This is a genomic window from Marilutibacter penaei (assembly GCF_014145395.1).
GTDB classification, from domain to species: domain Bacteria; phylum Pseudomonadota; class Gammaproteobacteria; order Xanthomonadales; family Xanthomonadaceae; genus Marilutibacter; species Marilutibacter penaei.
In genome coordinates, this window is the sequence record NZ_JACHTE010000008.1 from 16773 (window position 1) to 42273 (window position 25501).

The following is a 25501-nucleotide window of genomic DNA, read 5'->3' on the forward strand; positions in this document are numbered from 1 at the left end:
GTCACTCAGGCGTCGGCATGACGATACGCCTGCAACTGCGCGCCGATGCTCATCGCGATCGCCTCGGGGCCCTGTCCGCCCAGCGGCAGGCCGACCGGAGCGCGCAGGCGTGGCTGCAGGCGCGTGCGGTCACGGGGCGGGAGCAGGCGTAACAGATCGTCACGGCGGCGTGCGGGGCCCAGTAGACCGATGAAAGGCAGCGGGGTGCGCGATAGCGTTTCCAGCGCATCGCGATCCATTTCGAAGTTGTGGTGCATCACCAGGGCGGCATCCAGGGGGGGCGCCGCATCCAGGGCGTCCTGCAGGCGCTCGAAGGCCGCACCGCGATGGCCGACGTCGGCCAGGTGCGCGGCGCGCCAGCGGTCGCGCGGCTCGACCACCACGCAGCGCCAGCCCAGCTGGTCGAGCAGCGGCAGCAGGAGCGGAGCCTCGGGGCCGGACCCCGCGATGAGCACGGCCGGCGGACGTCCGATGCGCAGCTCCCACACGGGCAGGTCGCGCAGCGGCCAGGGCGGCGGCGAGGCCGGGACCCGCCAGGCACGGTCGCGGTTGCCAACGGCGAGGCGGACCTGCCCCGATGCGTCGACGCGCAGCGCGAGGGCGTCGCGCCCCTCGTCCCACGCGACCAGCAGATCGGCCAGTCCCGGCAGCCGTTGCAGGGGCAGCAGGGCGATGCGCAACCGCCCCCGGCAGCTGCTTTCGATTCCCCGCCGCTCCCGACACGCGATGGACCAGGTGCTTGACCGGCTCCTGGCCGACCTCAAGCCCGAGCTGGATGCGATCATCGACCAGCTCGATGTCGTCGTGGCACGGCGTGCACGCGAGGAACGCGACGACGCGATGCTCGCCCAATGGGTGGATACGCGCCAGGCGCTGGCACGGCATCGCGACGCCTTCCAGCCGGCCTTCGCCGACGCGCTGCGCCAGTCCTGCACCCTCGCGCATGACCATGCATCGCCCGCATCGAGCCCGGGGCTCCCGGACGGTGCGCTGCAGCCGCTGATGCTGCTGGACGAGGCCATCGTCGACGAGGACAACACACTCGGATCGATTGCGGCCCGCCATGCGGCGCGCGCGAGCCTGCCGCTGATGCTGCTGGGGCACCGCTTCGCGGTGCTGCTGGAGCGCCCCCCCGCTCGACGCGGCGTCGCTGCCGATCGGACCACAGGCCTGCTGCCGTGCCCTGCGTGATGCGGCCCACGCCATCGCATTGCCGGTGCATGCCCGGCTGGCGCTGTACAAGAGTTACGACGACCGGGTGGGACCGCATTACGAAGCCATGATGCAGGTGGCCAATGCCACCCTGGATGCCGCCGGGATCCTCCCGGGGCTGGAGTTCGTGCCGGTCCGTACCCGAGCGGGCGCCAGCCATCCGGACCGCGGACGCGACGACGCCGGCGCGGGGCACGAAGCGGACGGCATGCTGTCCGCGATCGAGGCGCTGCGTATCGTCAACGCCAGCCTGGACGACCTGGTACCACCGGGCACCTTGCCGGACAGCGGCCTTCGGGAGCGCGGCGAAGCGGTGGCGGCGATGGTGCGGCTGGTGTCGCGCTTCGGTCCGCAGTCCACCGAATGGCAGCGTTGCAGGATGGTGGTGGCCGAAGTCGTGGATGCCATGCGTACCGGCCAGGCGATCGATCCGGCCATCCACGCTTGGATCGTTGGCTCGCTGGGGCTGGTCGGACATGGTGAAGCGGAAAGCGAGCGGCTGGCGGGCGCGTTGCTGCACCTGGCGGGCGTGGCCGTGGCGGACGCCGCCGCGACGGACGCGCACCGGTGGCAGACCCGGTTGGAGGCCTTGCCCAAGGGCGCCCTCATCGGTTTCAGCCGCGCGGGTGGCATCGTGCGTGCACGCCTGTGCGATCACCACCAGGGCACGCATCGCGTGCTGCTGGCGGTGGAGGACAGCGGCCAGGAGGCATGGATCGACACGGACACCGTCTCGCACCTGCTGGCCGACGGGCAGGCGTGGCTGCTGACGGGGACCGGAGGGGCTCGATGAGCCCGGCCGTGGACGATCCGGGCGGTCGTCGCGCGCCGCGGGGGCGCGTGGACGCACTGGTGCCGGTGGTGAATGCGATGACCCAGCGCGCCCTCGGTTTCACCCGCGACATCTCGCGCGGTGGCCTCAAGCTGAAGGTCGCGGAGCCGCTGGTCGACCAGGCCGTGTACCAGGTCCGGATGGAACTGCAGGCGGGCGACCGGCGCTTTCCTCTTGAGGGCGGCGTGCAGGTCGTGCGTCAGCAGCGCGAAGCGGACGGCAGTTGCTCGGTGGGTTTGCGCTTCATCCACCTCGATGCCGCCAGCCGCACCGAGCTCGACGCCTGGCTGGCGGCGACCGATGTGGACGCGACACTGCAAGGCTAGCCGGGTGTCGGGGACACAGGGTGGTCGTCCTGCGTGGAGAGCGACAGGCGGCCGCGCTAGAACCGATGCCCGAAGTTCAGGTAGAAGCCGCGGTTGTCGCCATTGCCCTTGGCGAACTCCGCGCTGATGACCATGTGCGCTTCCGGCTTGACCACGTAGAACACACCGCCGCCGACCATCGGGTAGATCTCGTCGCCGCAGGACTGTCCATCGCCGTACAGGCAACTCACGCCCGCGAACGCCTTGGCGCCCCAGCGCGGCTTGAACATGTAGCGGTCCTCCGCTTCGAGCGTCAGCGCGTTCCGTCCGAGGTACTGCCCGCGGGTGTAGCCGCGCAGCTCGACGGTGCTCTGCTTGGAGGTGGGTGCATCCGCGGTCATGCGCAGCTTGCCGTGCAGGACCACGACGTTGACGTCGCTGGTGCTGGCGAACCATTTGATCTCGCCGGTGAGCGCGTCGTAGTCGTCGTCACTGCCGAAACCGTCGCGGAACGCGAAATTGTGCAGCTGGAAGAGCATGCCCTCGGTCGGACTGGAGGTGTTGTCGCGCGTGTCGTAGGAGGTGATCAGCCCAATGCCGGCTGAAACCGACCCGGTCAGGCCGGCGAGGTCGAGGATCTGCGACGAAGACGGATCACTGCCTTCGACGTCGTAGTTCGAGTACAGGGCCTGTCCGCCGAGGTACCAGTTCGGCCGGATCCGGTGCTGGTAGCGCAGGAAGTAGCCGCGCAGGTCCTCGTCGGACCGCACTTCCTCGCCGGTGCCGAGGAAGTCGAGGTAGTCGTTGGTGACCTTGCCGCCCACCGCGCCGAACTGCATCTGGTGGGCGTTGGCGCCCCAGAACAGCTTTCCGCCGAACCCCACGGTGCTGGACTCGGTATTGGAGCGCTGGCCCTGGATGGCCAGCATCGAGGGCTCGGACTCGGGATCGAGCAGGCGGACATACCCCACCATCGCGCCGAGCGAGGTGCCGAGCTTCGGGTTGCTGCTGACCAGCGGCACGAAGAGCCATGGCGAGTGCTTCTTCGCTTCGCCGGACGGGTCGTCCACGGGGTCGGCGACGGCCTCCGTGCCTTGCGTAGACGCGGCCTCCACCGCGGGTTGCGCGTCCTGGGCGCGTGCCTGGCCATGGGGCAATGCGAGGAGGAGTGGCAGCAGGGCCAACGGGCGGGACAGGCCGGTCACGGGCATGGGTGTGATCACAGAGGGGAGCGGGTTGCGTTCAGGGTACGTCGAGCATGCGTGAAGCCGAAGTCAGTGGGCCCCCCTCAACGCTTTGCGATCCAGCGATCCAGCTCGCGGGCGAACGCCTGGCGGTCGCGGGCATGGAACGCGGCGGGGCCACCGGTCTGGATGCCGGCGCCGCGCAGTTCTTCCATGAAGTTCCGCATCGAGAGGCGCTCGGCGATGGTGTCCGGGGTATAGCGCTCGCCGCGCGGATTCACTGCATCCGCCCCTTTCTCGAGCACTCGGGCGGCGAGGGGAATGTCCTGGGTCACGACCAGGTCGCCGGGTCCTGCGCGTTCGACGATCGCGCCGTCGGCGACGTCGAAGCCGCCCGCGACCTGGATCGACCGGATATGCGGCGACGCGGGCACGCGGATCCACTGGTTGGCGACCAGCGTCACCCGGACCTTCGCCCGTTCGGCGGCCCGGAACAGGATCTCCTTGATGGGCGCCGGGCAGGCGTCCGCATCCACCCATACCTGCGGTGCGTTCTCGATCGGTGCGGTGGTGGTGGCCATGGGCGGGTCCTGCGATGGGCGTACAGTCTAGGACAGTGCGCCGGTGCAGGACGGACGCCGGGCAGGACGGGATTCGCAGCGCTGAGAAGGTGAAGCGGAAGCGTTCTCATCCCGTCATCGATCGGCGCGATCGTGCAGACTGGCCCTGTTCCTGCCACGAGCCCCCACCATGAAAGGCCATCCCGAGATCGTCGATTACCTGAAGTTCCTGCTGCGCGGGGAACTCGCGGCGCGCGACCAGTACTTCATTCACTCGCGTCGCTACGAGGACCTGGGCCTGCAGGCGCTCTACACGCGCATGAACCACGAAATGGAAGAGGAAACCCAGCACGCGGACGCGCTGCTGCGGCGGATCCTGTTCCTGGAAGGCGACCCGGACATGCGCCCGGAAAGCTTCGAGCCGGGTACCACGGTCGAGGAGATGCTGCAGCGGGACCTCGAAACCGAATATGCGGTGCGCAAGCACCTGGCCGACGGCGTCGCGCTGTGCGAGCGTCACGGCGATTACGTCAGCCGTGCGGTGCTGGTGACCCAGCTCGCCGATACCGAAGAAGACCATACCTGGTGGCTTGAGCAGCAACTGCGCCTGATCCGCATGCTGGGGCTGCCGCTTTACCTGCAGCAGCAGATATCCGGAGACCCGAGCGGCGAGTAAGCACGCATGTTGCCCCTGTCCGTCCTCGACCTTGCCCCCGTCACCGCGGGCAGTACGCCAGCGGCGACGTTCGCCCACACCCTTGAGCTCGCGCGCGAGGCCGAGCGGTTGGGTTTCCGCCGTTTCTGGCTGGCCGAGCACCACAACATGCCGGGCATCGCGAGTGCGGCGACGGCGGTGCTGATCGGCCACGTGGCCCAGGGCACGCGCACGTTGCGGGTGGGCGCGGGCGGCGTCATGTTGCCCAACCACGCGCCCTTGCAGGTGGCCGAGCAGTTCGGCACGCTCGGCGCGCTGTATCCGGGGCGGATCGACCTGGGCCTGGGCCGGGCGCCCGGGACCGACCAGGCGGCGACCCGTGCGTTGCGGCGCTATTACCAGGGCGCGGACGAATTTCCGGCCGACGTGGTGGAGCTTCTGGCCTACTTCGAGCCGGTGAAGGCCGGCCAGCCGGTGCAGGCGGTGCCGGGCGCGGGGATCGAGGTCGAAGCGTGGATCCTCGGGTCCAGCCTGTTCGGCGCGCGGTTGGCGGCCACGCTCGGGTTGCCGTACGCATTTGCGTCGCACTTCGCTCCGACGATGCTGGAGGAGGCCTTGGCGGTGTACCGGCGCGAGTTCCGGCCCTCGCCCCGCCTGCAGGCGCCCCACGTCATGCTGGCCATGAACGTGGTGGCTGCGGACACCGATGCCGAGGCGGCCCGGCTGTTCACCACGCAGCAGCAGGCGTTCGTCAATCTGCGGCGCGGACGGCCCGGCCTGGTGCCGCCGCCGCTCGCGTCCGGCGACGCCATCCATGACTTCTGCGACCCGGCGGAGAAGGCCGGCATCGACGCGGCGCTGGCCTGTTCGGCGGTGGGCGCGCCGGACACCGTCCGCGCCGCGATGCAGGCCTTCAGCGACCGCCACCGGCCCGACGAACTGATCCTCACGGCCAACGTGTTCGACCCCGCCGCACGCCTGCGCTCGTTCGCGCTTGCGATGGATGCTTGGCAGGGCGGGTAACGGGCGTCTGCGCGGGAGGCCACGGTCTCCCGTAAGATCGGCTGCATGAACGACCTGACGCAGCCGGATACCGGCATGGCCGGCATCCAGGACGCCCTCGAGGATGCCGACGTCTACCGCACGCTGCTTGAATCGACGCGGGCCATCCCGTGGAAGATCGACTGGGCGACGATGCGCTTCGCCTACATCGGACCGCAGATCGAGGCGCTGCTGGGCTGGCCGCAAGGCAGCTGGACCACGGTGGAGGACTGGGCGACCCGCATGCATCCGGAGGATCGCGCACGGGTGGTGGACTTCTGCGTGGCGCAGTCGCAGGCCGGCGTCGATCACGAGGCCGACTATCGTGCGATGACCCGCGACGGCCACTACGTCTGGATTCGCGACGTGGTGCACGTGGTCCGCAACGCGGAGGGTGAAGTCCAGAGCCTGGTCGGCTTCATGTTCGACATCAGCGAGCGCAAGAAGGCCGAAGAGGAACTGTTGAGGCTGCATCGGGAGCTCGAACAGCTGTCGATGACCGATGGCCTGACCGGCATCGCGAACCGGCGCATGTTCGACACGCGGCTGGGAACGGAGTGGAAGGAGGCGCGTCGCAGCGGCCAGCCGCTCTCCCTGGTGATCCTGGATATCGATTGCTTCAAGCAGTACAACGATGCCCATGGACATGTCGCGGGGGACGAGTGCCTCAAGCGGATCGCGGGCATGCTGGGTGCGCTGGCGAGACGGCCCCGCGACGTGGTGGCACGCTTTGGCGGTGAGGAGTTCATCCTGTTGCTGCCGGATACCGACGAGAACGCCGTGCGCGGGATCGCGCAGGCCTGCGTCGACGGCGTTGCCCAACTGCGGATCCCGCATGGCGATTCCGAGGTCCATGATGTCGTCACCGCAAGCCTGGGCGTAGGCACCGCGAGGCCGGACGGCGACACCACCGCGCGCGAGTTCCTCGCCGGCGTCGACCGCCTGCTCTATGCCGCCAAGAGTGGCGGCCGGAACAGGATCGAAACCGGCAACTGGCATCGGCCCTCGGCCGCGCGGTAGCCGGAGGCTTGGAGAACGCGGGCCCGCACGATGGACGCAGGTTTGACAGGACGGTGTCGACAGTGGGGCGATGAACGGATCCGACCGTCATCGTGAGCGCGGCATGCGGGCGCTCCTGCTAGGGGTGTTGCTGGCGTGTCTAGCGGCGTGGTCGCTCCTGTCGGGCCGCTTGCAGGTGCCCGACGCGTGGAACCCGTGGGCACCCCTGCGGATCGATGATGCACCGAACTGGCTGACCGGCTTCAAGCTGGGGCGCGCCTCCGGCGACGAAGCGGCCTGCAAGACCGCATTGGCCGGGGCGCACATGGATTGGACGCCGCTGGAGGACCGCGTGACGGGCGAAGGTTGCGGCTTCGAGTCGGCGGTACGGATCGAACGCAGCAGCGTCGAGGTCGGGGAGGCGTTCGCGCTGAGTTGTCGTGCCGCCCTCTCGCTCGCCATGTGGGAGCGCCATGTGTTGCAGCCCGTAGCTCGCACGCAGACCGGCCAGACGGTGGTGGGGATCGAGCACTACGGGTCGTACGCCTGCCGTAACCTTTACGGCGAGCCGGGTCGACGCCGCAGCCGGCACGCCACCGCGGACGCACTGGACGTGGCCGCGTTCGTCCTGGCCGACGGTCGCCGGGTGCCCGTGACCGCGTACGCGCCCGGCGTGCCCGAGGCTTCCCTGGGGCCGGATGCGCGCCTGCTCAGGGATCTGCACGCCGGCGCCTGCCGCTACTTCGACGGGGTGCTGGGCCCTGGCTACAACCGTGCGCACGCGGACCACTTCCACTTCGACCGGGGCTCGTTCGGCATCTGTCGCTGAGCACCGCTGGCCGGTGCGCGGCCTGGACCGGACGCGTGGGCGTCACTCCAGGGCGATGCGTCCGTTCATCATCGGTGCGTGCCCCGGGAAACTGCAGAAGAACACGTACGGGCCGCCTTCCTTGAGTTTCGCGGAGGGGAAGGTGACCGAGGTGATGGCACCGCCGCCGACGAGGTCGCTGTGGGCGAGGATGCGATCGTCCCCCGGCTTGAGGTAGCCGGCGTCCAGCCCCGCGCCCACGCCGTCGGCCGCAACCGCCGGCATGTCGCTCTCGCGGGTGATCACGACGTTGTGTCCCATCGTGGCGACCGGCATCTGTCCTGTATGCCGCAGGGTGATGGTGAAGCGTTCACAGGTCGCCGGTACCGCGATCGCGTCGCGATTGAACTGCATGAGGTCGTTGCCCTCGATTTCGACGGCGCACGCGGTGTCCGTGGACGGCTCGGTGCCTTCGTTCGCTGCCGGTTCCACGGCGGCTACCGGTGCGGCGGGCGTGGAGGCGGACTCCGGGACCGGACCGCCTGCGGGAGGCGTCGGTGCCGGGTCGCCGCACCCGGCAAGTACAAGCAGGAATCCGGAAGCGAGCAGGGTGGGCCTGGCAGTCATGCAGAAGTCCTCGGCGCGCATGGAGGCGCACGATCGCCTGCAGCATGGTGCGGGAGGGTGAAGCCGTCGTGAAGTCAGGCCTGTGCATCGCTCGACCGCGCGCCGTGCATGCATGCCACGCTAGACTCGCGCACGACAGCGACGCTGCATTGAAAGAGGAGCCCCGCGTGCCCGATGCCAAAGGATCCATCCGTTTCACCGCGCGCCTGCATCGGCCCGCGGAACCGAAACGCGCGACCTGGACGTTCGTGATGGTACCGGAAGCGTCGAGCCGGAAGCTGCCGACGCGTGCCAGCACGGCCGTCGACGGGGCATTGGACGGCCACCCGTTCACGGCCATCCTCGAGCCTGACGGCGCAGGCGCACACTGGTTGAAGGTGCCGGCGGCGCTGCGCGAGGCCGCGGGTGTTTCGGAGGGCGACACGGTGAGCCTGGACATCCGACCCGCAGCGAAGCAGCCCGAACCCCGGGTTCCTGCGGATCTGCGCCAGGCGCTGCAGGCGGCGCCCGACGCCTTGGCGACATGGAAGGACATCACGCCCGCGGCGCGACGGGATTGGATCCTGTGGATCACCACCGCCAAACAAGCGACGACGCGGAGCCGGCGCATCGGGAATGCCTGCGACATGCTGGCCGGCGGCAAGCGCCGCGTCTGCTGCTTCGATCGCACGGGTATCTACGGCGGCAACATCCGCGCACCGGTGCCCGCCGGATAAGGCCAGCGCCCGGGACAGGCGTTCCCGCGAGGCGCATTTCGTTGGGATTCAGTCCCGCCGCCGCCGCCGCCCGCGTTTTTCACTTGCCGGCCACCCGGTGCTGCCTAGCGTGGACACTCCCCACGACGAGAGGTACCCCCATGGCAGGCAGGAAGGTAGCGCTTCTGGCGACCGACGGCTTCGAGCAATCCGAGTTGACCGGCCCGCGCGACGGGTTGCGGGAGGCGGGTTTCGATGTGGAAGTGGTTGCGCCGGAAGGCGGGCGCATCCGCGGCTGGAAAGGCAAGGACTGGGGCGAGGAGGTCGACGTAGACCGTCGCCTGGACGAGGTGGACGCCACCCGCTACGACGCGCTGGTCCTGCCCGGCGGGGTGATCAACCCCGATGCCCTGCGCATCAATGACGCGGCCGTCGGCTTCATTCGTGGCTTCAACGAGGCCGGCAAGCCGCTCGCGGCGATCTGCCATGGCCCGTGGCTGCTGGTGGAGAGCGGGGCGGCCAAGGGACGCCGGGTAACCTCGTGGCCTTCGGTACGCACCGACCTGGAGAACGCGGGTGCGCGCTGGGAGGATGCGGAAGTGGTGGTGGACGGCCACCTGATTACCAGTCGCAAGCCCGACGACATCCCCGCGTTCACGCGGGCGGTCATCGACGCCCTCGGCTGATCCGTGGGACCTGCCGGGATCGTGCCCCTCGTGTGGCTGCTCATCGCATGCGTTCTTTCGGGACTGGCGTCGGGAGGGCGGACCTTCCTGGCGCCGGCGTTGCTGGCCTGGGCGGTGGCGTTCGCCTGGCTGCCGCTCGACGGTACGACGCTGCACTGGGTGGACAGCGGTGTCTTCCGCTGGCTGCTGACGGTGCTGGCGGTACTGGAGCTGCTCGGTGACAAGTCACCCCGGGCGCCCAGTCGCAAGCAGCCCGCGGCGGTGGTCGCGCGCCTGCTGTCGGGGGGCGGGTGCGGGGCGCTTCTGGCGCTCGCGACGGGGCATGCGCCATGGGTGGGCATCGTGGTCGGCGCGGGGGCCGCCGTTGCCGGTACCTGGGGCGGATTTGCGCTGAGGCGGCGCCTCGCCGAGCGCTTGGGGCATGACCTGCCGGCGGCGCTGATCGAGGACGCGCTGGTGCTCATGCTCGCCGCCGCATCGGTCATCCTCGCGATGGGGGGCGGCGTTCCCGGTTGAACGAGGGGACGGGGCACCCTCCCTCGTTTTGCCCTCAATGGGTGCCAGTCGACCTGCACGTGGACGTCCGCCAGGCCTGATAATGGCGGTCCCACGTCGTGGTTTCCCTCCGCATCCCCATGCACGATCCGACCCTGTCCGCGCCCGCCCCGGTGGGCGTGCCGCGTCATCTCGATCCCCGCTTCATGGTGCCGCTGGCCCTGCTGACGCTGTATGTCGTCTGGGGTTCGACCTACCTGGGCATCCATTTCGCGCTGGAAAGCTGGCCGCCCTTCCTGCTGGCGGGGCTGCGTTTCCTCGCGGCAGGCGTGGCGCTCTATGCCTTCCTGCGCTGGCGGGGATGGGCGCCGCCCACCCGGCTGCAATGGCGAAACGCGGCGATCACCGGCTTCCTGCTGCTGGCCGTCGGGAACGGTCTGGTGTGCTTCGCGGAGCAGCGCGTGAGTTCCGGCATCGCGGCCGTGGCGGTGTCGAGCATGCCGCTGTTCGCTGCGCTGTTCGCCGGACTGTATGGACAGTGGCCGACGCGCCGGGAAACGGCCGGGCTGCTGGTGGGCTTCATCGGCGTGGTCGTGCTCAACTTCGGCAGCGGGCTCGCCGGAGAGCCCGTCGGTGCGATCGCGCTGATCGTCGCGGCGATGAGCTGGGCGTTCGGGTCGGTGTGGAGCCGGCGCCAGGACATGCCCAGCGGTCCCATGAATACCGCCGCCCAGATGCTCTGCGCCAGCGGCGCGCTGCTGCTGCTCGGGGTCGGGCTGGGCGAGCGCCTGCCCGCCGATCCGACCCTCAAGTCGACGCTGGCTCTGATCTACCTCGCGGTGTTCGGCTCGATCGTGGCGTTCAGTGCCTATCTGTACGTGCTGAAGAACGCGCGCCCCGCCGTCGCCACCAGCTATGCGTACGTGAATCCACCGGTGGCCGTGCTGTTCGGCATCGTGCTGGCCGGCGAGACGGTCGGTCCCTTCGACCTGGCGGGCATGGCGGTAATCGTCGCAGGCGTGGTGCTGATCACCCTGAAACGCCCGCGACGCGCGCCGCTCAGCCCCCCGACCCGGGAAGCTCCATGATCGGGACGAATCCGCCATAGATCAGGCGCTTGCCGTCGAACGGCATGGGGTTTTTCTCCATGTCCATGCGCGGGTCGTCGCTCTCCATCATCTTCTTCATCCCTGCGTCCCGGGTGGCCTTGTCCGGCCATTCGATCCACGAGAACACCACCGTTTCGTCCTCGCGGGCCTGCACGGCCCCGAAGAAATCGGTCTGCTTGCCGTGGGGCACGTCGTCCCCCCAGCACTCCACGACACGGAGCGCGCCGTACTCGATGAAGACCGAGTCGCCGGTGCGCGCGTGCTCGATGAATTTCTGCTTGTTGGCGGTGGGAACGGCGGCGATGAAGCCATCGACGTACGACATGGCGACCTCCTGCAATGAACGGGGGAAGGGGGCGCCCACTGTGCGCCCCCTGGACGACGACGAACGTGAAGGCCCGACATCGACGGGCGCCCCCCGGCATGCAGGCACCCGGAGGCGGGTGGTAGAGTGCCGGCCTTCCCGATACCCACCGGAGCCCTTGGATGACCCCGCAACCGCGTTTCCACCCGATCGGTACGCCCGGCCAGCCCTGGGGCGACGCCGAGCGCTCGGAATGGCGGTCGCGGCAGGTGCGTCACCGTCGTTACGACGAGGAGGTGTTGCCGGCCATCGAGCGCCTGCGCGCGGACTTCGACGTCGAAGAGTACGGCCGGCTGGAGTACGACGGCGAGGCCTACCCGCTGCTCGCGGTGCGTTCGCGGGCATGGGACCCGGACCTCCCCACGATGCTGGTGACCGGCGGTGTCCACGGCTACGAGACCAGCGGCGTGCACGGTGCACTGCGTTTCCTCGAACGCCATGCCCATGCCTATGCCGGGCGGGCGAACCTGCTGGTCGCGCCTTGCGTCAGCCCCTGGGCGTACGAGCGCATCCATCGCTGGAATCCGGATGCGATCGATCCCAACCGTTCGTTCGTGGAGGACAGTCCGGCAGGCGAATCGGCGGCGCTGATGCGCCTTGTCGCACCGATCCGCGACAGTGCCCGGCTGCATATCGACCTGCACGAAACCACCGACAGCGATGAAACCGAATTCCGCCCGGCACTCGCCGCGCGGGACGGCAAGCCCTTCGAACCGGGGGAGATTCCCGATGGCTTCTACCTGGTGGGCGACAGCGAGAATCCGCAGGCGGCGTTCCAGCAGGCCGTGGTCGACGCGGTCGCCGGGGTGACCCATATCGCGCCGGCCGATGGGCGCGGGGAGATCATCGGCGCGCCGGTGGTGGGTCACGGGGTCATCAATTATCCGTTGAAGGCGCTGGGCCTTTGCGCGGGCATCACCGAGGCGGCGTACACGACGACTACCGAGGTCTATCCGGACAGTCCCCGCGCGACGCCCGAGCAATGCAACATCGCCCAGGCGACGGCGGTCTGCGCCGCGATGGACTACGCGCTGGCGCATGACCCCGGGGGCGCCGCCGCCTGAGCCCGTCGTGGCGGCCGCGCCCGGCCGTCATTCGCGCGGGGCGGCCGGATCCAGCAGGTCGCGGCCTTCCGGCCCCGTCGCGTCCGTCTCCCGGTCCAGCTGGCTGTCGAGGTCGCGGGTGGCACGGGTGTCGATCCGCTCGTCCGTCGCGGCCGTGTCGCTGCGGGTTGCGGGGTGTGCGGGCAGGGCCCGCGCGTGGGGAGCTTCCTGCAGCTGCACGCGGTAGATCGGTTCGGGCATGTCCATCCCGGCCCGTTCGAGCGCCAGCTTGGTCTGGCGGATGGCCTCGCTTTTCACCTGCGCGTATTCATGGCTGCGCTGGTCCACCCAGCCCAGGAAGCGGAGCTGCACGTTGGAATCTCCGAGCGAGGTGATGAACGCGCGCGGCGGCGGGTCCTCCAGCACGCCCTCCAGCGTGGACATCGTCTGCAGGCCGATCTGCTGTGCCCGGATCAGGTCCTCGTTGACCCCGATGCCGACATCGAACTGGTAGCGCCGCGTCGGGTTGCGCGTGTAATTGAGGGTGACGCCCCGGAACACCATGGCATTCGGCAAGCGCAGGTGGTTGCCGTCCAGCGTCATCAGGATGGTGGCGCGCGAGGTCAGCGACAGCACGATGCCCTCGTTGCCGTCGATGACCACGTGGTCGCGCGGAGCGAACGGCTGGCGCAGGCTGAGCAGCACGCCCGCCAGGTAGTTCTCCAGGATGTCCTTGAACGCGAAACCCAACGCCACGCCGAGCACGCCGGCGGTGCCGAGCATGGCGCCGACCATCGCGGTGGCGTCCATGATCTCCAGCGCGACCAGCACGCCGCCCGCGAGCACCAGCCAGCGGACGGTGGTCCGCGTCAGGTCGCGCAGGAAGGGATTGTCGCGCGCCAGCCGGTCGACCACGGGGCGCCGGGACAGCCAGCCGCCCACCCACCACGCCGCCGCGACGACCAGCAGCGACAGGGCCAGCAGGGGGAGGGCGGCCAGCAGCGACTGGGCCTCCGACTCCAGGCGACCGGCGACCGGCGCCAGGTCGAAGCGGGTGCCCGGAACGCTCATCGAGGACAACGCCACGTGTCCGACGCCTCAGCGCAGGTCGACGTCGCCGACCTTGTCCTCGTAATCCTTCCGCGGATCCGCGCCCAGCAGCATCTTCACCCCGGCCAGCAGGTTGTTCTCGTTCAGCCAGACCTCGGCGTGTTCGACGTCGAAGCGCAGCAGCACCAGGCGCGGGTCGTCCTTGCCTTCGAACCAGGCCGCGATGAACGGATTCCAGAGGCGATCCACCATGTCGCGGCGCGTGTCCACCACCAGGTTGCCGTGGATGCTTGCGAACAGGTCGTGCCCCTTGGACGCGAATGCGGCGATGGCGCGACGGCCCGATTTCAGGTGGTCAACGAGCACGTTGGGCTGTCCGACGAAGAACCAGACCGGCCCGCCGGTATCGCCGTCGATCTGCGCGGTCATCGGTCGCGAATGGCCATCCTCCACGCCGTCGACGCCGAGCATCAGCGTGCGGTCGGACTTCAGGGCCTTCCAGAGTTTCTGTTCGAGTTCTCGGTTGTCGGTCATGGCGCGCCTCCGGGGATCGGGCCTCTTTTTTAGGCCCGGCCGCGTGGGGATGGCGTCCACGCAAGCTGAACCGGACAGGCGGCGTTCACCCCGGCACGCCGCGGCAATTGCCGGCCGCACGGGCTTCTGCGAGCATGGAACGATTCAGGGGAGAGTGCGTGGATGGATTTCGGCGACCTGTTCGACCGTTCGCCCAACCCGTACATGGTGTTGGACCGGAACCTGCGGTATGTCGCCATGAACCAGGCCTACGAGGCCGCGGTGGGGCATGGCCGTGACGCGCTGCTCGGGGTGGGCCTGTTCGAGGCATTCCCGGGAGACGGCAGCGAGTTGGGCAATGCCAACGTGGCCCTGCTCCGGCAGTCCCTGCAGCGGGTACTGCGGACCGGGCGTCGCGACGTCCTCAGCCTGATCCGCTATGCAATCCCCCGCCCCGGCCCCGATGGCATCGTGATGGAGGACCGGTACTGGTCCGCGACCCACACGCCGTTGTTCGATGCGCGCGGCGAGGTGGCCTGGGTGCTCCAGCACACCACCGACGTCACCGGGATGCGGCGGCTCAAGCAGGCGCTGGCCGAAGCGACCGGGGCCTCGTCCGAACAGATCGAGCAGGGCATGTTCGAGCGCGCCCGCGAGGTACAGGAACACAACCGGACGCTGGAACTGCGCCTGACCGACCTCGAGACCCTGTTCGCCCAGGCACCCGGGTTCATGGCCTATCTGTCGGGTCCCGAACACCGCTTCGCGCAGGTCAACCGGGCCTACGAGGAACTGGTCGGCAGCGGACGCCCCCTGATCGGCCTGCCGCTGGAAGAAGCCCTGCCCGAGGCGGTGGCGCAGGGCTTCCTCGACCTGCTCAACAAGGTGTACGTGGAGGGCAAGGCGCATGTCGGCCGGGGCGTGCGTATCTACCTGCAGCGCGAGGCCGGGCAGGAACCCGAGGAGGTCGTCGTCGACTTCGTGTACCAGCCGGTGCGTGACGCGCGCGGTCGGGTGAAGGGCATCTTCGTGCAGGGCAACGACACCACCACGCAGGCAGCGGCCCAGGAAGAACTCGCGCGCTTCCACGCCAACCTGTCCGAGCTGGTGGACGAACGCACCGAAGCCCTACGGGTCGCGGAGGAGGAGCGCCGCCAGGCCCAGGCGGCACTGCACCAGGCGCAGAAGCTGGAAGCCATCGGCAAGCTCACCGGCGGCGTCGCCCATGACTTCAACAACCTGCTGCAGGTGGTGGGCGCGAACCTGGAACTGATCGAGTCGCACGGCCTGCCCGATGCCGCCCGGGAACGCATGGCCTCGGCGCGCGCGGCCGTGCAGCGCGGTGCGAGGCTGGTGTCGCAGCTGATGGCGTTCGCGCGACAGGACGCGCCCAGCAGGACGTCCTTCAATCCGGCGCAGGTGGTGCGACGGCTCGCCGACATGATCGAGCGGGTGCTGGGCGAAGGTCACGAGGTTGTGCTCGAACTGGCGCTGGACGACTGCGAGGTCCACATCGAAGCCAACCTCCAGCAGTTCGAGACCACGCTCCTCAACATGGTCATCAACGCGCGCGACGCGATGCCCGAGGGCGGACGGGTGCGGGTGGAATGCCAGCAGGTCAAGCCCAGCGGCGACGCCTCGCAGGGCAGTGGCGAACTGCGACTGGTGGTGTCCGATACCGGTGTCGGCATGACGCCGGAGGTCAAGGCACGCATCTTCGATCCGTTCTTCACGACCAAGCCCCCGGGCCGTGGCACCGGCCTGGGCCTGGCCGCGGTGTACGGGTTCGTGCAGCAGAGCGGCGGGCGGATCGGGGTCGAGAGCGAAGCCGGAAAAGGCACGGTCTTCACCTTGCACCTGCCGGTAAGCAGCACCGGTACGAGCCCCATGCCGGCCGTCACCCCGGCCGCTCCCTTGCCGCGGGGCCGGCAGGAGACCGTGCTGCTGGTGGAGGACGAAGACGGCGTGCGCAAGGCCGGGGCGGAGATCCTGGAGGCGTTGGGCTACCGCGTGGTGCAGGCCACCCACGCCGCGATGGCACTGACCCTGCTGGAATCGGGCCTGCGTCCGGCACTGCTGTTCACCGACGTGGTCATGCCCGGTCCGCTGCACAGCTTCGAACTGGTGGAAGCGGTGCGTGCGCGCTGGCCCGGGATCGCAGTGCTGATGACCTCGGGCTATGCGGAGGGGCTGATGTCGCGCAACCGCGGGCCGCGTCCCGACGTGCTCCTGCTGGACAAGCCTTATGGAAGCGCCGAGCTGGCGCGCCTGGTGCGTGCGGCGATCGATGGCCATGGGGCGCCGGCGTCCTTGCACGTGCTGCTCGTGGACGACGATCCGGACGACCGCCTGCTGACCGGCGAACTGCTCACGTCCTGCGGCCTGACGGTCAGCACCGCGCGCAACGCCGAGGAAGCGATGGCCTGCCTCGCGTCCACGCCCTGCGACGTGCTCATGACGGACGTGGAGCTGCCGGGATGCGACGGGATCGAACTGGCCGCGCGTGCCCGCGCGCAGAGGCCGGACTTGCCGGTGGTGTTCGTCTCGGGCCACCAGGAGGACGTGATCCAGGCGCGCGGTGGGCAAGGAACGGTGCTGTCCAAGCCGTTCTCGCGCTCGCGCCTGCTGGCGGCCCTGGCGCTGGTCCAGCAACACGATGCTTCGGCGGGCGATGCAGGTGAATCGCAGCGGTTTCGGGAGTAGGGTGGAGGCCCGCTCCCATCCCGACGAGGTGCCCATGGCGACGCCCCCGCGCAAGACGGTTCGAGACTTCGACCCGGAGGTCCTGCGGCTTTTCGATCAGTACGTGCATGGCGTCATCGATCGGCGCGGGTTCCTGTCGGGAGCGGCCCGCCATGCCGTCGGCGCGACCACGGCGGCGGGCCTGCTGGCGGCGCTGGCCCCCCGGTTCGCCCACGCGCAGCAGGTCAAGCCGGACGATGCCCGCCTGGACGCACGCCACGTCGAGTTCCTGTCGCCGGACGGCTACGGCACGGCGCGCGGGTACCAGGTCACCCCCAAGGATGCCGGGGGGCCGCTGCCGATGGTGCTGGTCGTGCACGAGAACCGTGGACTGAACCCGCATATCGAAGACGTCACCCGGCGCCTCGCGCTGGAGGGATACCTGGCCTTCGCGCCGAATGCGCTGTTCCCGCTGGGGGGCTATCCCGGGGACGAGGATGCCGCCCGCGAGAAGTTCCGCGAGCTCGACCAGGCGAAGTGCCGGGAGGATTTCCTCGCGGCCGCGCACATGCTGCTGGCCTCGGATGAAGGCAATGGCCGCCTCGGGGTGGTGGGATTCTGCTACGGCGGTGCAATGGCGAACTTCCTCGCCACCCAGGTGCCGGAGCTGAAGGCCGCTGCACCGTTCTACGGCAGTGCGCCCGATCTCGAGGACGTGGCCGACATCCGCGCCGAGATGCTGGTGGTGCTGGCGGCGGACGACGAGCGGGTCAACAGCACCTGGCCCGGCTACCAGCAGGCCCTGGAGGCCGCGGGTGTCCGTCATGCGCTGGTCCAGCCGCCGGGCACGGTCCATGGCTTCAACAACGACACCACGCCCCGTTACGACGAGGCCGCGGCAACCGAAGCGTGGTCGCGGACGCTGGCCCTGTTCGAGCGCACCTTGAAGTCCGGGAACGCCTGAGCGGTATCAGCGCAGGTGTGGCGGCAGGGTGTCGGGCACCGTCCACAGGTACACCACCGAATCCCCGACGATGCGGTGGGCATCGGGCGCCCAGTCGCCCATGTGGTAGTTGTGGGTGACGATGCGGGTGCCGGGCGCGAGCCTGAGCAGTTTCGGACGCAGTCGCAGGTTGAGGTCCGGCAGCAGGTACAGCGTCACCACGGTGGCCTCGCTGATGTCCATCTCGAACATGTCCGCGACCAGGAAGCGCACCCGCTCGTGGACGCCTGCGTTGAAGGCGGCCAGGTTCGCCTCGCGCACCCGCATCGGGTGGATCTCGATGCCGATGCCGCGGGTGCCCCAGCGGCGTGCCGCGGTGATCGGGATGCGGCCGTCGCCGGAGCCGAGGTCGTACAGCACGTCGTCTTCGCCCACGCGCGCCATCTCGAGCATCACGTCGACCACGGCCTGCGGGGTCGCCACGTACACCACGTCCGGCGTGCGTTCGGGACGCGGCGTGTCCGTCGGGGCGATCGAGGTCAGCGTCGCGGCAGGGGGTGGCGCCCCGGTGGCGGACGGGCTCGCGCCCGGGGCGGGCGTGGAGACCTCGGGACCGGGTGCAGCAGGCGGAGGTGGCGCCTGTCCGGTGCCGCATGCGCCGTTGACGAGAAGCCCGCACGCCAGCACCAGGTGGGACGCAGCCCACGCTGGCGAGCGCTGGCGGGCGGTCATGGGCGTTCCGGACGGGGGGTGTCGGCGCCCGCGGCGGCGTTGCCGGCGACCCGCACCATCATCAGCTCCGGATGTTCGTCGCTGCCGGGCGTGACCGGCACGCGCGTATCGGTCACGAACAGCAGGCGGCCATCCGGGCCTCGCAGGGCGGCATGCAGGCCGTACATGCCGTTGTCGCGCAAGGCGTCGACGGGATAGGTGAGCTCGAAGGCGAAGGGCGGCGCCGCGATGCCGGTCACCGTGGTGTCCGCGATCACCGCCTTCGGGGTATCGGCCAGCAGGTTGTCGATCAGTTGCACCGTCAGCACCGAGCCTGGCGGCGGCAACATGCGCTCGCGATAGGTGGCGCGCCCTTGCAGGCGAGCCGTTTCGGAGGGGGTGTCCGAGTGGTCGCCGCCGGGCATGCCGGTGGCGGGTGCTGCGGATGCGGCGGGGGAGAGCGGCGTGCTTTCCGGCGGTTCGGTGGCCTGGCAGGCCGCGAGCAGTACGCAGGCCGACACGGCGGAGGCGATCAGGCGTGGCATGGCGGTCTCCATCCAGGGCAGGGCAGGGGAGTGTCCCGCATTCCGGGTCATGCCCGGGTCAAGGCGCGGGCACGGCATCGGTGCGAAGTACGGGGTACACGTTGTGGCGGTCGTCCCAGGCACTGTGGCGACGGTAGAAGAAATCGAGCCGGGCCTCGGGGCTGCCGGCGAAGTCGGCGTCCTCGCGCAGGCGACCTTCGAACGTGGCGCGGAGCGTAGGGTCGCTGGCGAGCATGTCGCGGGCCACCGCTTCGGCCACGTACGGCTCCATGTACTCCTTGCGCTCGAAATTGTTGTTGAATTCGCCCCAGGCCAGCAGGGCGTCCGGGGCACCGGGCTCCAGGAGCGACATCACCAGGCGCGCCGACGGCTGGCGGATCGGCACGAACAGGGCCCCGGCGATCAGGTCGCGCGTGTCCTCGCTCCACTGCCCTTCGACGTCAAGCCGCTGGTGGCCCTCCATCGGTTGTGCCGCGAACGTCGCGGTTCCGGCAGTGAACACCTCCACCCGGTGGCCCTGCACGCCGCTTCGCAGTCGCTCGAAGCGGATTCCATGTACGGCCAGGCGCGGTGCGACCCGGTCCGCGAACGCCGCCGGCACGATGTAACCGGCGCCCGGGGCCGGGACCGTCAGCGCAGGTGCGATGTCGTCGTACAACGGGACGCGCCAGGTGTCCGGGGTGGACTCGTCGTAGCGGGTCATCAGGGCGCCGGAGACCTCGGACGGGGTCCGGGTGTAGGCATAGCCGAGGAACTCGATCTCCCGCGCCTGCCCACTGGCCTCGTAGGTCAGGTCGACGGGGGTTCCGGCGAGCTCGACGGCCCGCTGGTCCGCTCCACGCGTCTCGCGTGCCCATGCCGGACCGTGCTCCGCCACCATCGACAGGACCGCCAGTATGGTGCGCCGGGTGGCGTCCACGCGCTCGGGATAGGGGCGCCAGGAGTGGGTCTCGACGAGCATGCCGAACCGGTTGCGCAGCCAGGCGTACCCGTGCGAGAAGCGCGGGGGCAGCACGCCATCCCGGAACCCCGACGCTGGATTGTCGTACTCGATGAAGGACGGGTAGAACGGCAGCGGGGCGGAACCCCCTTCGGCCAGGCGCGCGATCACGCCGTCGCGCAACGCCAGCCCGATCGACCGCAGTGCCGGGTCACCGGCGTGCAGCGGTTCCACCTGGATGGAAATGTCGTGCTCGAACTGGGCACCGTCCGTGGCGTGGAGGTCGATGTAGGCGAGCGGGTCCCAGGCGTTGTACAGGGCCAGCATCGCCTGCATTTCCGGCGCTTCGGCCTTGGCGTAGTCACGGTTGAGGTTGAGGTTCCGCGCGGTGGTGCGCCAGCCCATCTCTTCCGGCCCGCGCTGGTTGGGCCGGTTCCAGGCCTTGAAGCGCTCGTGTCCGTCGACGTTGAAGACCGGGACGAACAGCAGCACCTGCCGGCGCAGCGGGTCCTGGCCGGTGGGCGACTCGAGCAACTGGCGCAGGGCCAGGAAGCCGGCATCCTTTCCATCGATTTCGCCGGCGTGGATCCCGCCCTGGACCAGGGTGACCGGCAGGTTCCGACGACGTGCTTCGTCGGGGTCGAGGGCGCCCGACGTCGACACCACGAGGACTTTCATCGGGCGCCCCTCGGGCGTGGTACCGAATGTTTCGCAGCGCACCGCATCCGGGTGGCGTTCGGCGAAGGCGTCGCACAGCGCGATCACCTCGTCATAGCGACCGGTCTTCTGGAATCCGCTGCGCTCGGCCACGGTGCTGAGGGCCGGGTCGGCGGCCACGGCGGCGGCTGCCGGAAGGGCGAGGAGGAGGGCGAGGGCCAGCGAGGACGCGGCGGAAATGCGGACGGACATGGCGTGACGGGAGCATGGACTGCCACCGATGGTAGCCGAAGGGTCGGGCAGCGGCGGCCGATGCGGTAGGCTGTCGGGCCTCGTGGCGCCGCCGGGCAGGCCGCCTCCACCCGCGTTGCAATGGAGACCCGATGCTCACCCTGATACTGATCGCCGTGACGGTGCTGGTCTCCTGGCAGGCCTTCGAGCGGCCCCGCCTGATCGAGCGGCTGATCCTCTGGCCCCCGGCGATTGCCCGCAAACACCAGTACGACCGGCTGGTCACGCACGGGTTCGTGCACGCCGACTGGCAGCACCTGCTGTTCAACATGATCACGCTGTTCTTCTTCGGCCGCGCGATCGAACCGGTCTTCGCGCAGCGCCTCGGCAGCGCCGGCTTCCTGTTCTTCTACCTGTCGGCGATCGTCGTGGCGATACTGCCCACCTGGTTGCGCCACCGGCACGATCCGCACTACCGCAGCCTGGGGGCGTCGGGTGCGGTGTCGGCGGTGTTGTTCGCCTTCATCCTGCTCGCGCCGTGGTCGCTGATCTTCCTGTTCTTCCTGCCGGTCCCGGCGATCCTGTACGGCGTGGCGTACGTAGGCTACTCGTTCTGGATGGACCGGAAAGGCGGTGACAACATCAACCACAGTGCGCATCTATCGGGCGCGATCTATGGCGTGCTGTTCATGTTCCTGATGGAGCCCCGTGTCGGCGGGGTCTTCCTGGAGCGGCTGCTCAACCCGTCATTCTGAAGCGACTATGGCGCTCAGGCAGCCATCATCGACGCCGGGTCCATGTCCTCCAGGGACTGGCCGTAGGCGCGTGCGAAGCGTCCGTAGACTTCGTTGTCGATCACGGCGAACTCTTCCGCGTTGAATTCGCCGTCCTGGGCAAGGACGAACAGGCGCTCGACAAGCGCGGCGTCGCTGGCGGACTGGATCAGGGCGATCTGGTTGGCGGTCATGGCGGTACCTCCGTCTGTGATCTCGCCAGTGATGACGCACGATCCGTGCCAAGTCCTGGACCGCGCTGAATCCGGCGTTCAGGCGGCCAAAATGTGACGGATTACGTCAAAGCTGGCCGTGCAACGGGTTGACCTGCCTTCCCATGGCAGCGCGCTCACTCCCCCTGAATACGGGGCGTGCTACTCCTGTAACGTGCGAACGGCGCAAATCCGGCAGGCCTGGCGGCCCGGGCACGCCCCCGCCCGGCGCGTCGTCGTCCACGCCCCCAAGTGCCCACCAGGAGATCTGCATGAGTCCTTCGGTTTCCGGGCCGGACATCCGGCATGACAGCGACATGCACCGTTTCGCCACCACGGTCGATGACGTCCGTGCCTACCTGGACTACCGGGTGGAGGGGCACACCCTGGTCATCACCCACACCTGGGTGCCCGAGGCGATTGGCGGGCGCGGGATCGCCGGCCAGCTTGTCGAGTCGGCGTTCCTGCACGCCCGCGAGGCGGGGCTGAAGGTGGAGCCGGCCTGTTCCTATGCCGCGGCATGGGTCGCACGCCATCCCGACTACCAGCCTCTCCTTGCCTGAGCCCCCGCGGCGCTCGACGAAAGGTGCGGCAAGGCACGCCGGGCATGTGATGATCGTGGCATCACGCGTCGCTCGCTAGGCTGCGCGCACCTTCCCGTGGAGCATCCGATGAAGTCCTGCAGTCGCCTCCTGATCCTGCCCGCGTGCCTGCTGGTGGGCCTCGTCGCTTGTGGACGGGATCCCGCGCCGTCCCCGGACGCAACCCCGGCCAACCCCGCTGGGCCGGCGGCCGGAACGGACATGGGCGAGGATGCGACGGCACAGGCGCCGTCGGGACCGGTCGAGCTGGAGGATGTCTCGGAAATCAGCAGCGCGCACGTCATCGGCATCAGCTACCCGGATTCCGCTTCGCGCTATCCCGGTCTTGCGCGCCTGCTGCAACAGTACAGCGACGACGCGCGTGCGGACCTCGCCCAGGCCGAGGCGGCCCGCGGCGAAGGGAGCGACGACACGCTGTACGACCTCTCCATCAGCTACGTCGAGCTTGTCGACACGCCCCGGCTGTACGCCGTCGCCGCCGACGGCAGCAGCTATACCGGGGGTGCCCACAGTGCCCCGCTGCTGGCGCGCTGGGTCTGGCTGCCGGCCGAACAGTCGTTGCTTGAAATCACCGACCTGGTCCCCGAAGGGCCGGCCTGGCGCGACATCGCGCAGCGGGTCCGCGAGCAGTTGCACACCGCGCTGTCGCAGCGACTGGATGCCGACGAACTCGATGCCGGCGAGCGCGCGGTGATGGCGCGCGAAGCGGGCCGCATGATCGACGACGGCACCGGGCCCGAGCCCGACCACTATCGCCAGTTCGAACCGGTGGTGGACGCAGCGGGACGGATCACCGCCATCCGCTTCGTGTTCCCGCCCTACCAGGTCGGCCCCTATTCCGATGGCGTCCAGACCGTCGAGCTGCCCGCCGAGGTGCTGCTTCCGCACATCACGGACGAATACCGGGAGCTGTTCGCGCGTTGAGCCCATGGCATTGACACACGTGGCGGGTGCCGCGCTAAGGTCGTCCCGGTGGCACCGCCAGGGGCGACGCGATGGGCACTGCCAACGATTGGGCACGGGAGAAGGTCCTCGAGCTGCTTGAGCAGGCCGGGGTCCGCGTGGTCGAAGGTGACGCGCCGGCATCGGCGGACGGACGTGGTGACCTGCATGTCCATCACCCGCGCTTCTACCGCCGTGTGCTGGCGCAGGGCTCGTTGGGGCTGGGCGACGCCTACATGGACGGCTGGTGGGACGCGCCCTCGCTCGATGGCCTGCTGACGCGCGTCCTCGGCATGCATGTCGACGAACGCGCTGGTCGTTGGCCCGCACGCCTGGAGGAATGGCGCGCGCGCTGGCTGAACCGGCAGACGCGCCGGCGCAGCCGCGCGGTCGGCGAACGCCATTACGACCTGGGCAACGACCTCTACCGCGCGATGCTGGGTGCCCGCCTGGTGTACAGCTGCGGTTACTGGCGTGATGCGAAGGACCTCGACGCGGCGCAGGACGCCAAGCTGGACCTGGTGTGCCGAAAGCTGGGCTTGCGTCCCGGCATGCGCGTGCTCGACATCGGCTGCGGCTGGGGCGAGGCGCTGGCGTTCGCCCATGCGCATTACGGCGTCGAGGGCGTCGGGGTGACGATCTCGGCGGAGCAGGCCGCGTTCGCGCGCCGGCTGTGCGAGGGACGACCGATCGAGATCCGATTGCAGGACTACCGCGACGTCGACGAGCGCTTCGACCGGATCCTGTCGATCGGGATGTTCGAGCACGTGGGCCATGCCAATTACGCGGCTTTCATGGACGTCGCGCGTCGCTGCCTCCCCGACGATGGCCTGTGCCTGCTGCATACCATCGGCCGCAACCTGACGACGCACAGCACCGACCCCTGGATCGCGCGGCATATCTTCCCGAACTCGATGCTGCCGTCGCCGGTACAGATCGCGCAGGCGGTCGAAGGCCGGTTCGTGATCGAGGACTGGCACAACTTCGGGGCCGACTACGACCTGACGCTGCGTGCCTGGCGCGACAACATCGAGGCCGCCTGGGACAGCCTCCCGTCGCGCTACGACGAGCGCTTCCGGCGGATGTGGCGCTTCTACCTGGCGGGCTCGATGGCGGTGTTCCGGACCCGCCGCGCGCAACTGTGGCAGGTGGTCCTGTCACCGCGCGGCGTGCCGGGCGGCTACGTCGCGCCGCGCTAGGGTTCCAGGCGGCGCACGCATGCCTCCAGCGCCTGCGCCGCATCGGCGTGGAGCTTCAATGAGGCGAGGGCATCCGCGCGGGTCACGCCGGCGTTGAGGATCGCGATGGGGCGACCCGTCCCGTGCGCCAACCGTGCGAACCGGTACCCCGAGTACACCATCAGCGAGGAGCCGACGACCAGGAGGGCATCGGCCCGCTCAAGCGCCGCCTGGGCACGTGCGACGCGTTCGCGGGGGACGTTCTCGCCGAAGAACACCACGTCGGGCTTGAGGGTGCCGCCACAGACGGGGCAGGGCGGGACGGTGAAGCGCGTGAAATCCAGCCCCTCGAGGTCGGCGTCGCCATCCGGTGCGGCGCCGGCGTGGAGGCCGCGCCAGTCCGGGTTCAGGCCTTCGAGGACCGCCTGGAGCTGGCTACGCGGAAACGGCAGGAAGCAGTCCAGGCAGCGGGTCATGTCGATCCGGCCATGGAGGTCGATGACCACCCGGCTCCCGGCCTGCTCGTGCAGGCCGTCGACGTTCTGGGTCACCAGGTGCCCGACATGACCGAGCGCCTCGAGCCGGGCCAACGCGAAATGGGCGCCGTTCGGCCGGGCACGCTCGACCACGGGCCAGCCCACCAGGCTGCGCGCCCAGTAACGGGCTCGTGCCAGCGGGTCGCTGGAGAACGCCTGCCAGGTGATCGGAGCGCTGCGTTTCCACTGGCCGCGGTCGTCGCGGTAGCCGGGGATTCCGGAAGCGGTGCTGCATCCCGCGCCCGTCAATGCCAGTACGCGGGGAAAGTGCTGCAGCCAGTCGGCGAGGGCGGCGCCGGCGTCCGCAGGGTCGGTGGCAGGAGCGGGCATCCGGCGATGCTAGCAGTCCGCTGGCCCCGACCGGCGTGGCG

Annotated in this window: 30 protein-coding genes; 18 read left to right on the forward strand and 12 right to left on the reverse strand. The window is 69.5% G+C overall.

Going from position 1 to position 25501, the window contains the following annotated elements; all coding sequences use genetic code 11:
• Positions 1 to 5 precede the first annotated feature (5 nt).
• Complete coding sequence (locus tag H4F99_RS11565) at positions 6 to 680, reverse strand: XdhC family protein (RefSeq protein WP_182669907.1); 675 nt, start codon at positions 678 to 680, stop codon at positions 6 to 8.
• On the opposite strand from H4F99_RS11565, the gene H4F99_RS14575 reads away from it, so the two are divergent.
• The 3 genes from H4F99_RS14575 to H4F99_RS11580 are packed head-to-tail and all read left to right on the forward strand — an operon-like array spanning position 673 to position 2370.
• Complete coding sequence (locus H4F99_RS14575; RefSeq protein ID WP_182669908.1) at positions 673 to 1191, forward strand: DUF1631 family protein; 519 nt, start codon at positions 673 to 675, stop codon at positions 1189 to 1191. The two genes, H4F99_RS11565 and H4F99_RS14575, sit on opposite strands and share 8 nt — an antisense overlap.
• Positions 1184 to 2005, forward strand: a complete 822-nt coding sequence (locus H4F99_RS14580) for a hypothetical protein (protein WP_281369256.1) — start codon at positions 1184 to 1186, stop codon at positions 2003 to 2005. The genes H4F99_RS14575 and H4F99_RS14580 overlap by 8 nt, the downstream gene beginning before the upstream one ends.
• Positions 2002 to 2370, forward strand: a complete 369-nt coding sequence (locus H4F99_RS11580) for a PilZ domain-containing protein (protein WP_182669909.1) — start codon at positions 2002 to 2004, stop codon at positions 2368 to 2370. The genes H4F99_RS14580 and H4F99_RS11580 overlap by 4 nt, the downstream gene beginning before the upstream one ends.
• Before the next feature lie 56 nt (positions 2371 to 2426).
• On the opposite strand, the gene H4F99_RS11585 is transcribed toward H4F99_RS11580, so the two are convergent.
• Together H4F99_RS11585 and H4F99_RS11590 are read right to left on the reverse strand one after the other, a co-directional pair.
• Positions 2427 to 3560: a BamA/TamA family outer membrane protein gene (locus tag H4F99_RS11585; protein WP_182669910.1), complete on the reverse strand. Its 1134-nt coding sequence runs from the start codon at positions 3558 to 3560 to the stop codon at positions 2427 to 2429.
• A gap of 77 nt (positions 3561 to 3637) precedes the next feature.
• Complete coding sequence (locus H4F99_RS11590; RefSeq protein ID WP_182669911.1) at positions 3638 to 4114, reverse strand: YaiI/YqxD family protein; 477 nt, start codon at positions 4112 to 4114, stop codon at positions 3638 to 3640.
• 169 nt (positions 4115 to 4283) lie between these two features.
• Between H4F99_RS11590 and bfr the strand changes: the two genes are divergently transcribed.
• The 4 genes from bfr (at position 4284) to H4F99_RS11610 (ending at position 7617) form a co-directional block, all read left to right on the forward strand.
• A complete protein-coding gene (gene bfr, locus H4F99_RS11595; RefSeq protein WP_182669912.1) occupies positions 4284 to 4769 on the forward strand; it encodes a bacterioferritin in 486 nt (161 codons plus the stop codon).
• Between the two features lie 6 nt (positions 4770 to 4775).
• Positions 4776 to 5771, forward strand: a complete 996-nt coding sequence (locus tag H4F99_RS11600; protein WP_182669913.1) for an LLM class flavin-dependent oxidoreductase — start codon at positions 4776 to 4778, stop codon at positions 5769 to 5771.
• A 45-nt stretch (positions 5772 to 5816) separates the two neighbouring features.
• Positions 5817 to 6809, forward strand: coding sequence for a GGDEF domain-containing protein (locus H4F99_RS11605; RefSeq protein ID WP_246371935.1), 993 nt, complete (start codon positions 5817 to 5819; stop codon positions 6807 to 6809).
• Between the two features lie 70 nt (positions 6810 to 6879).
• A complete protein-coding gene (locus H4F99_RS11610) occupies positions 6880 to 7617 on the forward strand; it encodes an extensin-like domain-containing protein (RefSeq protein WP_220481151.1) in 738 nt (245 codons plus the stop codon).
• Between the two features lie 42 nt (positions 7618 to 7659).
• Here the strand turns inward: H4F99_RS11610 and azu are convergent, their stop codons facing one another.
• Positions 7660 to 8223, reverse strand: coding sequence for an azurin (azu, locus tag H4F99_RS14500; protein ID WP_182669914.1), 564 nt, complete (start codon positions 8221 to 8223; stop codon positions 7660 to 7662).
• Positions 8224 to 8390: 167 nt separating this feature from the next.
• On the opposite strand from azu, the gene H4F99_RS11620 reads away from it, so the two are divergent.
• The 4 genes from H4F99_RS11620 (at position 8391) to yedA (ending at position 11187) form a co-directional block, all read left to right on the forward strand.
• Positions 8391 to 8939, forward strand: a complete 549-nt coding sequence (locus H4F99_RS11620; RefSeq protein ID WP_343064205.1) for a YdeI/OmpD-associated family protein — start codon at positions 8391 to 8393, stop codon at positions 8937 to 8939.
• A 140-nt stretch (positions 8940 to 9079) separates the two neighbouring features.
• Positions 9080 to 9604, forward strand: a complete 525-nt coding sequence (locus H4F99_RS11625; protein ID WP_182669916.1) for a type 1 glutamine amidotransferase domain-containing protein — start codon at positions 9080 to 9082, stop codon at positions 9602 to 9604.
• A 30-nt stretch (positions 9605 to 9634) separates the two neighbouring features.
• On the forward strand, positions 9635 to 10120 hold the full coding sequence (locus tag H4F99_RS11630) for a DUF4126 family protein (RefSeq protein ID WP_182669917.1): 486 nt from the start codon (positions 9635 to 9637) through the stop codon (positions 10118 to 10120).
• A 119-nt stretch (positions 10121 to 10239) separates the two neighbouring features.
• Complete coding sequence (gene yedA, locus H4F99_RS11635) at positions 10240 to 11187, forward strand: drug/metabolite exporter YedA (RefSeq protein WP_182669918.1); 948 nt, start codon at positions 10240 to 10242, stop codon at positions 11185 to 11187.
• Here the strand turns inward: yedA and H4F99_RS11640 are convergent.
• Entirely contained in the window at positions 11159 to 11533 is a 375-nt protein-coding gene (locus tag H4F99_RS11640) for a DUF1428 domain-containing protein (protein WP_182669919.1), read from the reverse strand. The two genes, yedA and H4F99_RS11640, sit on opposite strands and share 29 nt — an antisense overlap.
• Positions 11534 to 11694: 161 nt before the next feature.
• Here H4F99_RS11640 and H4F99_RS11645 point away from each other — a divergent pair, with 161 nt between their 5' ends.
• On the forward strand, positions 11695 to 12636 hold the full coding sequence (locus H4F99_RS11645) for a M14 family metallopeptidase (protein WP_182669920.1): 942 nt from the start codon (positions 11695 to 11697) through the stop codon (positions 12634 to 12636).
• A 27-nt stretch (positions 12637 to 12663) separates the two neighbouring features.
• Here H4F99_RS11645 and H4F99_RS11650 read toward each other — a convergent pair whose 3' ends face one another.
• Positions 12664 to 13686: a mechanosensitive ion channel family protein gene (locus tag H4F99_RS11650; RefSeq protein WP_182669921.1), complete on the reverse strand. Its 1023-nt coding sequence runs from the start codon at positions 13684 to 13686 to the stop codon at positions 12664 to 12666.
• Positions 13687 to 13713: 27 nt separating this feature from the next.
• Complete coding sequence (locus H4F99_RS11655; protein ID WP_182669922.1) at positions 13714 to 14199, reverse strand: pyridoxamine 5'-phosphate oxidase family protein; 486 nt, start codon at positions 14197 to 14199, stop codon at positions 13714 to 13716.
• 162 nt (positions 14200 to 14361) lie between these two features.
• Between H4F99_RS11655 and H4F99_RS11660 the strand changes: the two genes are divergently transcribed.
• Both H4F99_RS11660 and H4F99_RS11665 read left to right on the forward strand, forming a co-directional pair.
• Positions 14362 to 16881: a response regulator gene (locus tag H4F99_RS11660; RefSeq protein WP_182669923.1), complete on the forward strand. Its 2520-nt coding sequence runs from the start codon at positions 14362 to 14364 to the stop codon at positions 16879 to 16881.
• Positions 16882 to 16915: 34 nt separating this feature from the next.
• Complete coding sequence (locus H4F99_RS11665) at positions 16916 to 17824, forward strand: dienelactone hydrolase family protein (RefSeq protein ID WP_182669924.1); 909 nt, start codon at positions 16916 to 16918, stop codon at positions 17822 to 17824.
• 6 nt (positions 17825 to 17830) lie between these two features.
• Here the strand turns inward: H4F99_RS11665 and H4F99_RS11670 are convergent, their stop codons facing one another.
• Genes H4F99_RS11670 through H4F99_RS11680 form a run of 3 tightly spaced genes read right to left on the reverse strand, consistent with a single transcriptional unit; the run spans position 17831 to position 20896 of the window.
• Positions 17831 to 18535 carry an SAM-dependent methyltransferase gene (locus H4F99_RS11670; RefSeq protein WP_182669925.1) on the reverse strand — a complete coding sequence of 235 codons (705 nt, stop codon included), beginning with the start codon at positions 18533 to 18535 and terminating at the stop codon, positions 17831 to 17833.
• A complete protein-coding gene (locus H4F99_RS11675) occupies positions 18532 to 19059 on the reverse strand; it encodes a YbaY family lipoprotein (protein ID WP_182669926.1) in 528 nt (175 codons plus the stop codon). The genes H4F99_RS11670 and H4F99_RS11675 overlap by 4 nt, the downstream gene beginning before the upstream one ends.
• Positions 19060 to 19117: 58 nt before the next feature.
• Positions 19118 to 20896: a M14 family zinc carboxypeptidase gene (locus tag H4F99_RS11680; protein ID WP_182670081.1), complete on the reverse strand. Its 1779-nt coding sequence runs from the start codon at positions 20894 to 20896 to the stop codon at positions 19118 to 19120.
• A 143-nt stretch (positions 20897 to 21039) separates the two neighbouring features.
• On the opposite strand from H4F99_RS11680, the gene H4F99_RS11685 reads away from it, so the two are divergent.
• On the forward strand, positions 21040 to 21642 hold the full coding sequence (locus tag H4F99_RS11685) for a rhomboid family intramembrane serine protease (RefSeq protein WP_182669927.1): 603 nt from the start codon (positions 21040 to 21042) through the stop codon (positions 21640 to 21642).
• A 14-nt stretch (positions 21643 to 21656) separates the two neighbouring features.
• Here the strand turns inward: H4F99_RS11685 and H4F99_RS11690 are convergent, their stop codons facing one another.
• Positions 21657 to 21854 (reverse strand): hypothetical protein, encoded by a 198-nt coding sequence (locus H4F99_RS11690; RefSeq protein ID WP_182669928.1) that lies wholly within the window; start codon positions 21852 to 21854, stop codon positions 21657 to 21659.
• Positions 21855 to 22144: 290 nt separating this feature from the next.
• Here H4F99_RS11690 and H4F99_RS11695 point away from each other — a divergent pair, with 290 nt between their 5' ends.
• From H4F99_RS11695 to cfa, 3 genes are all read left to right on the forward strand, one after another.
• Positions 22145 to 22435 carry a GNAT family N-acetyltransferase gene (locus H4F99_RS11695; RefSeq protein ID WP_182669929.1) on the forward strand — a complete coding sequence of 97 codons (291 nt, stop codon included), beginning with the start codon at positions 22145 to 22147 and terminating at the stop codon, positions 22433 to 22435.
• A 108-nt stretch (positions 22436 to 22543) separates the two neighbouring features.
• A complete protein-coding gene (locus H4F99_RS11700; RefSeq protein ID WP_182669930.1) occupies positions 22544 to 23398 on the forward strand; it encodes an RsiV family protein in 855 nt (284 codons plus the stop codon).
• Between the two features lie 71 nt (positions 23399 to 23469).
• Entirely contained in the window at positions 23470 to 24615 is a 1146-nt protein-coding gene (gene cfa, locus H4F99_RS11705; RefSeq protein ID WP_182669931.1) for a cyclopropane fatty acyl phospholipid synthase, read from the forward strand.
• Here cfa and H4F99_RS11710 read toward each other — a convergent pair.
• Positions 24612 to 25460: an NAD-dependent protein deacetylase gene (locus tag H4F99_RS11710; RefSeq protein ID WP_182669932.1), complete on the reverse strand. Its 849-nt coding sequence runs from the start codon at positions 25458 to 25460 to the stop codon at positions 24612 to 24614. The two genes, cfa and H4F99_RS11710, sit on opposite strands and share 4 nt — an antisense overlap.
• Positions 25461 to 25501: the final 41 nt, after the last annotated feature.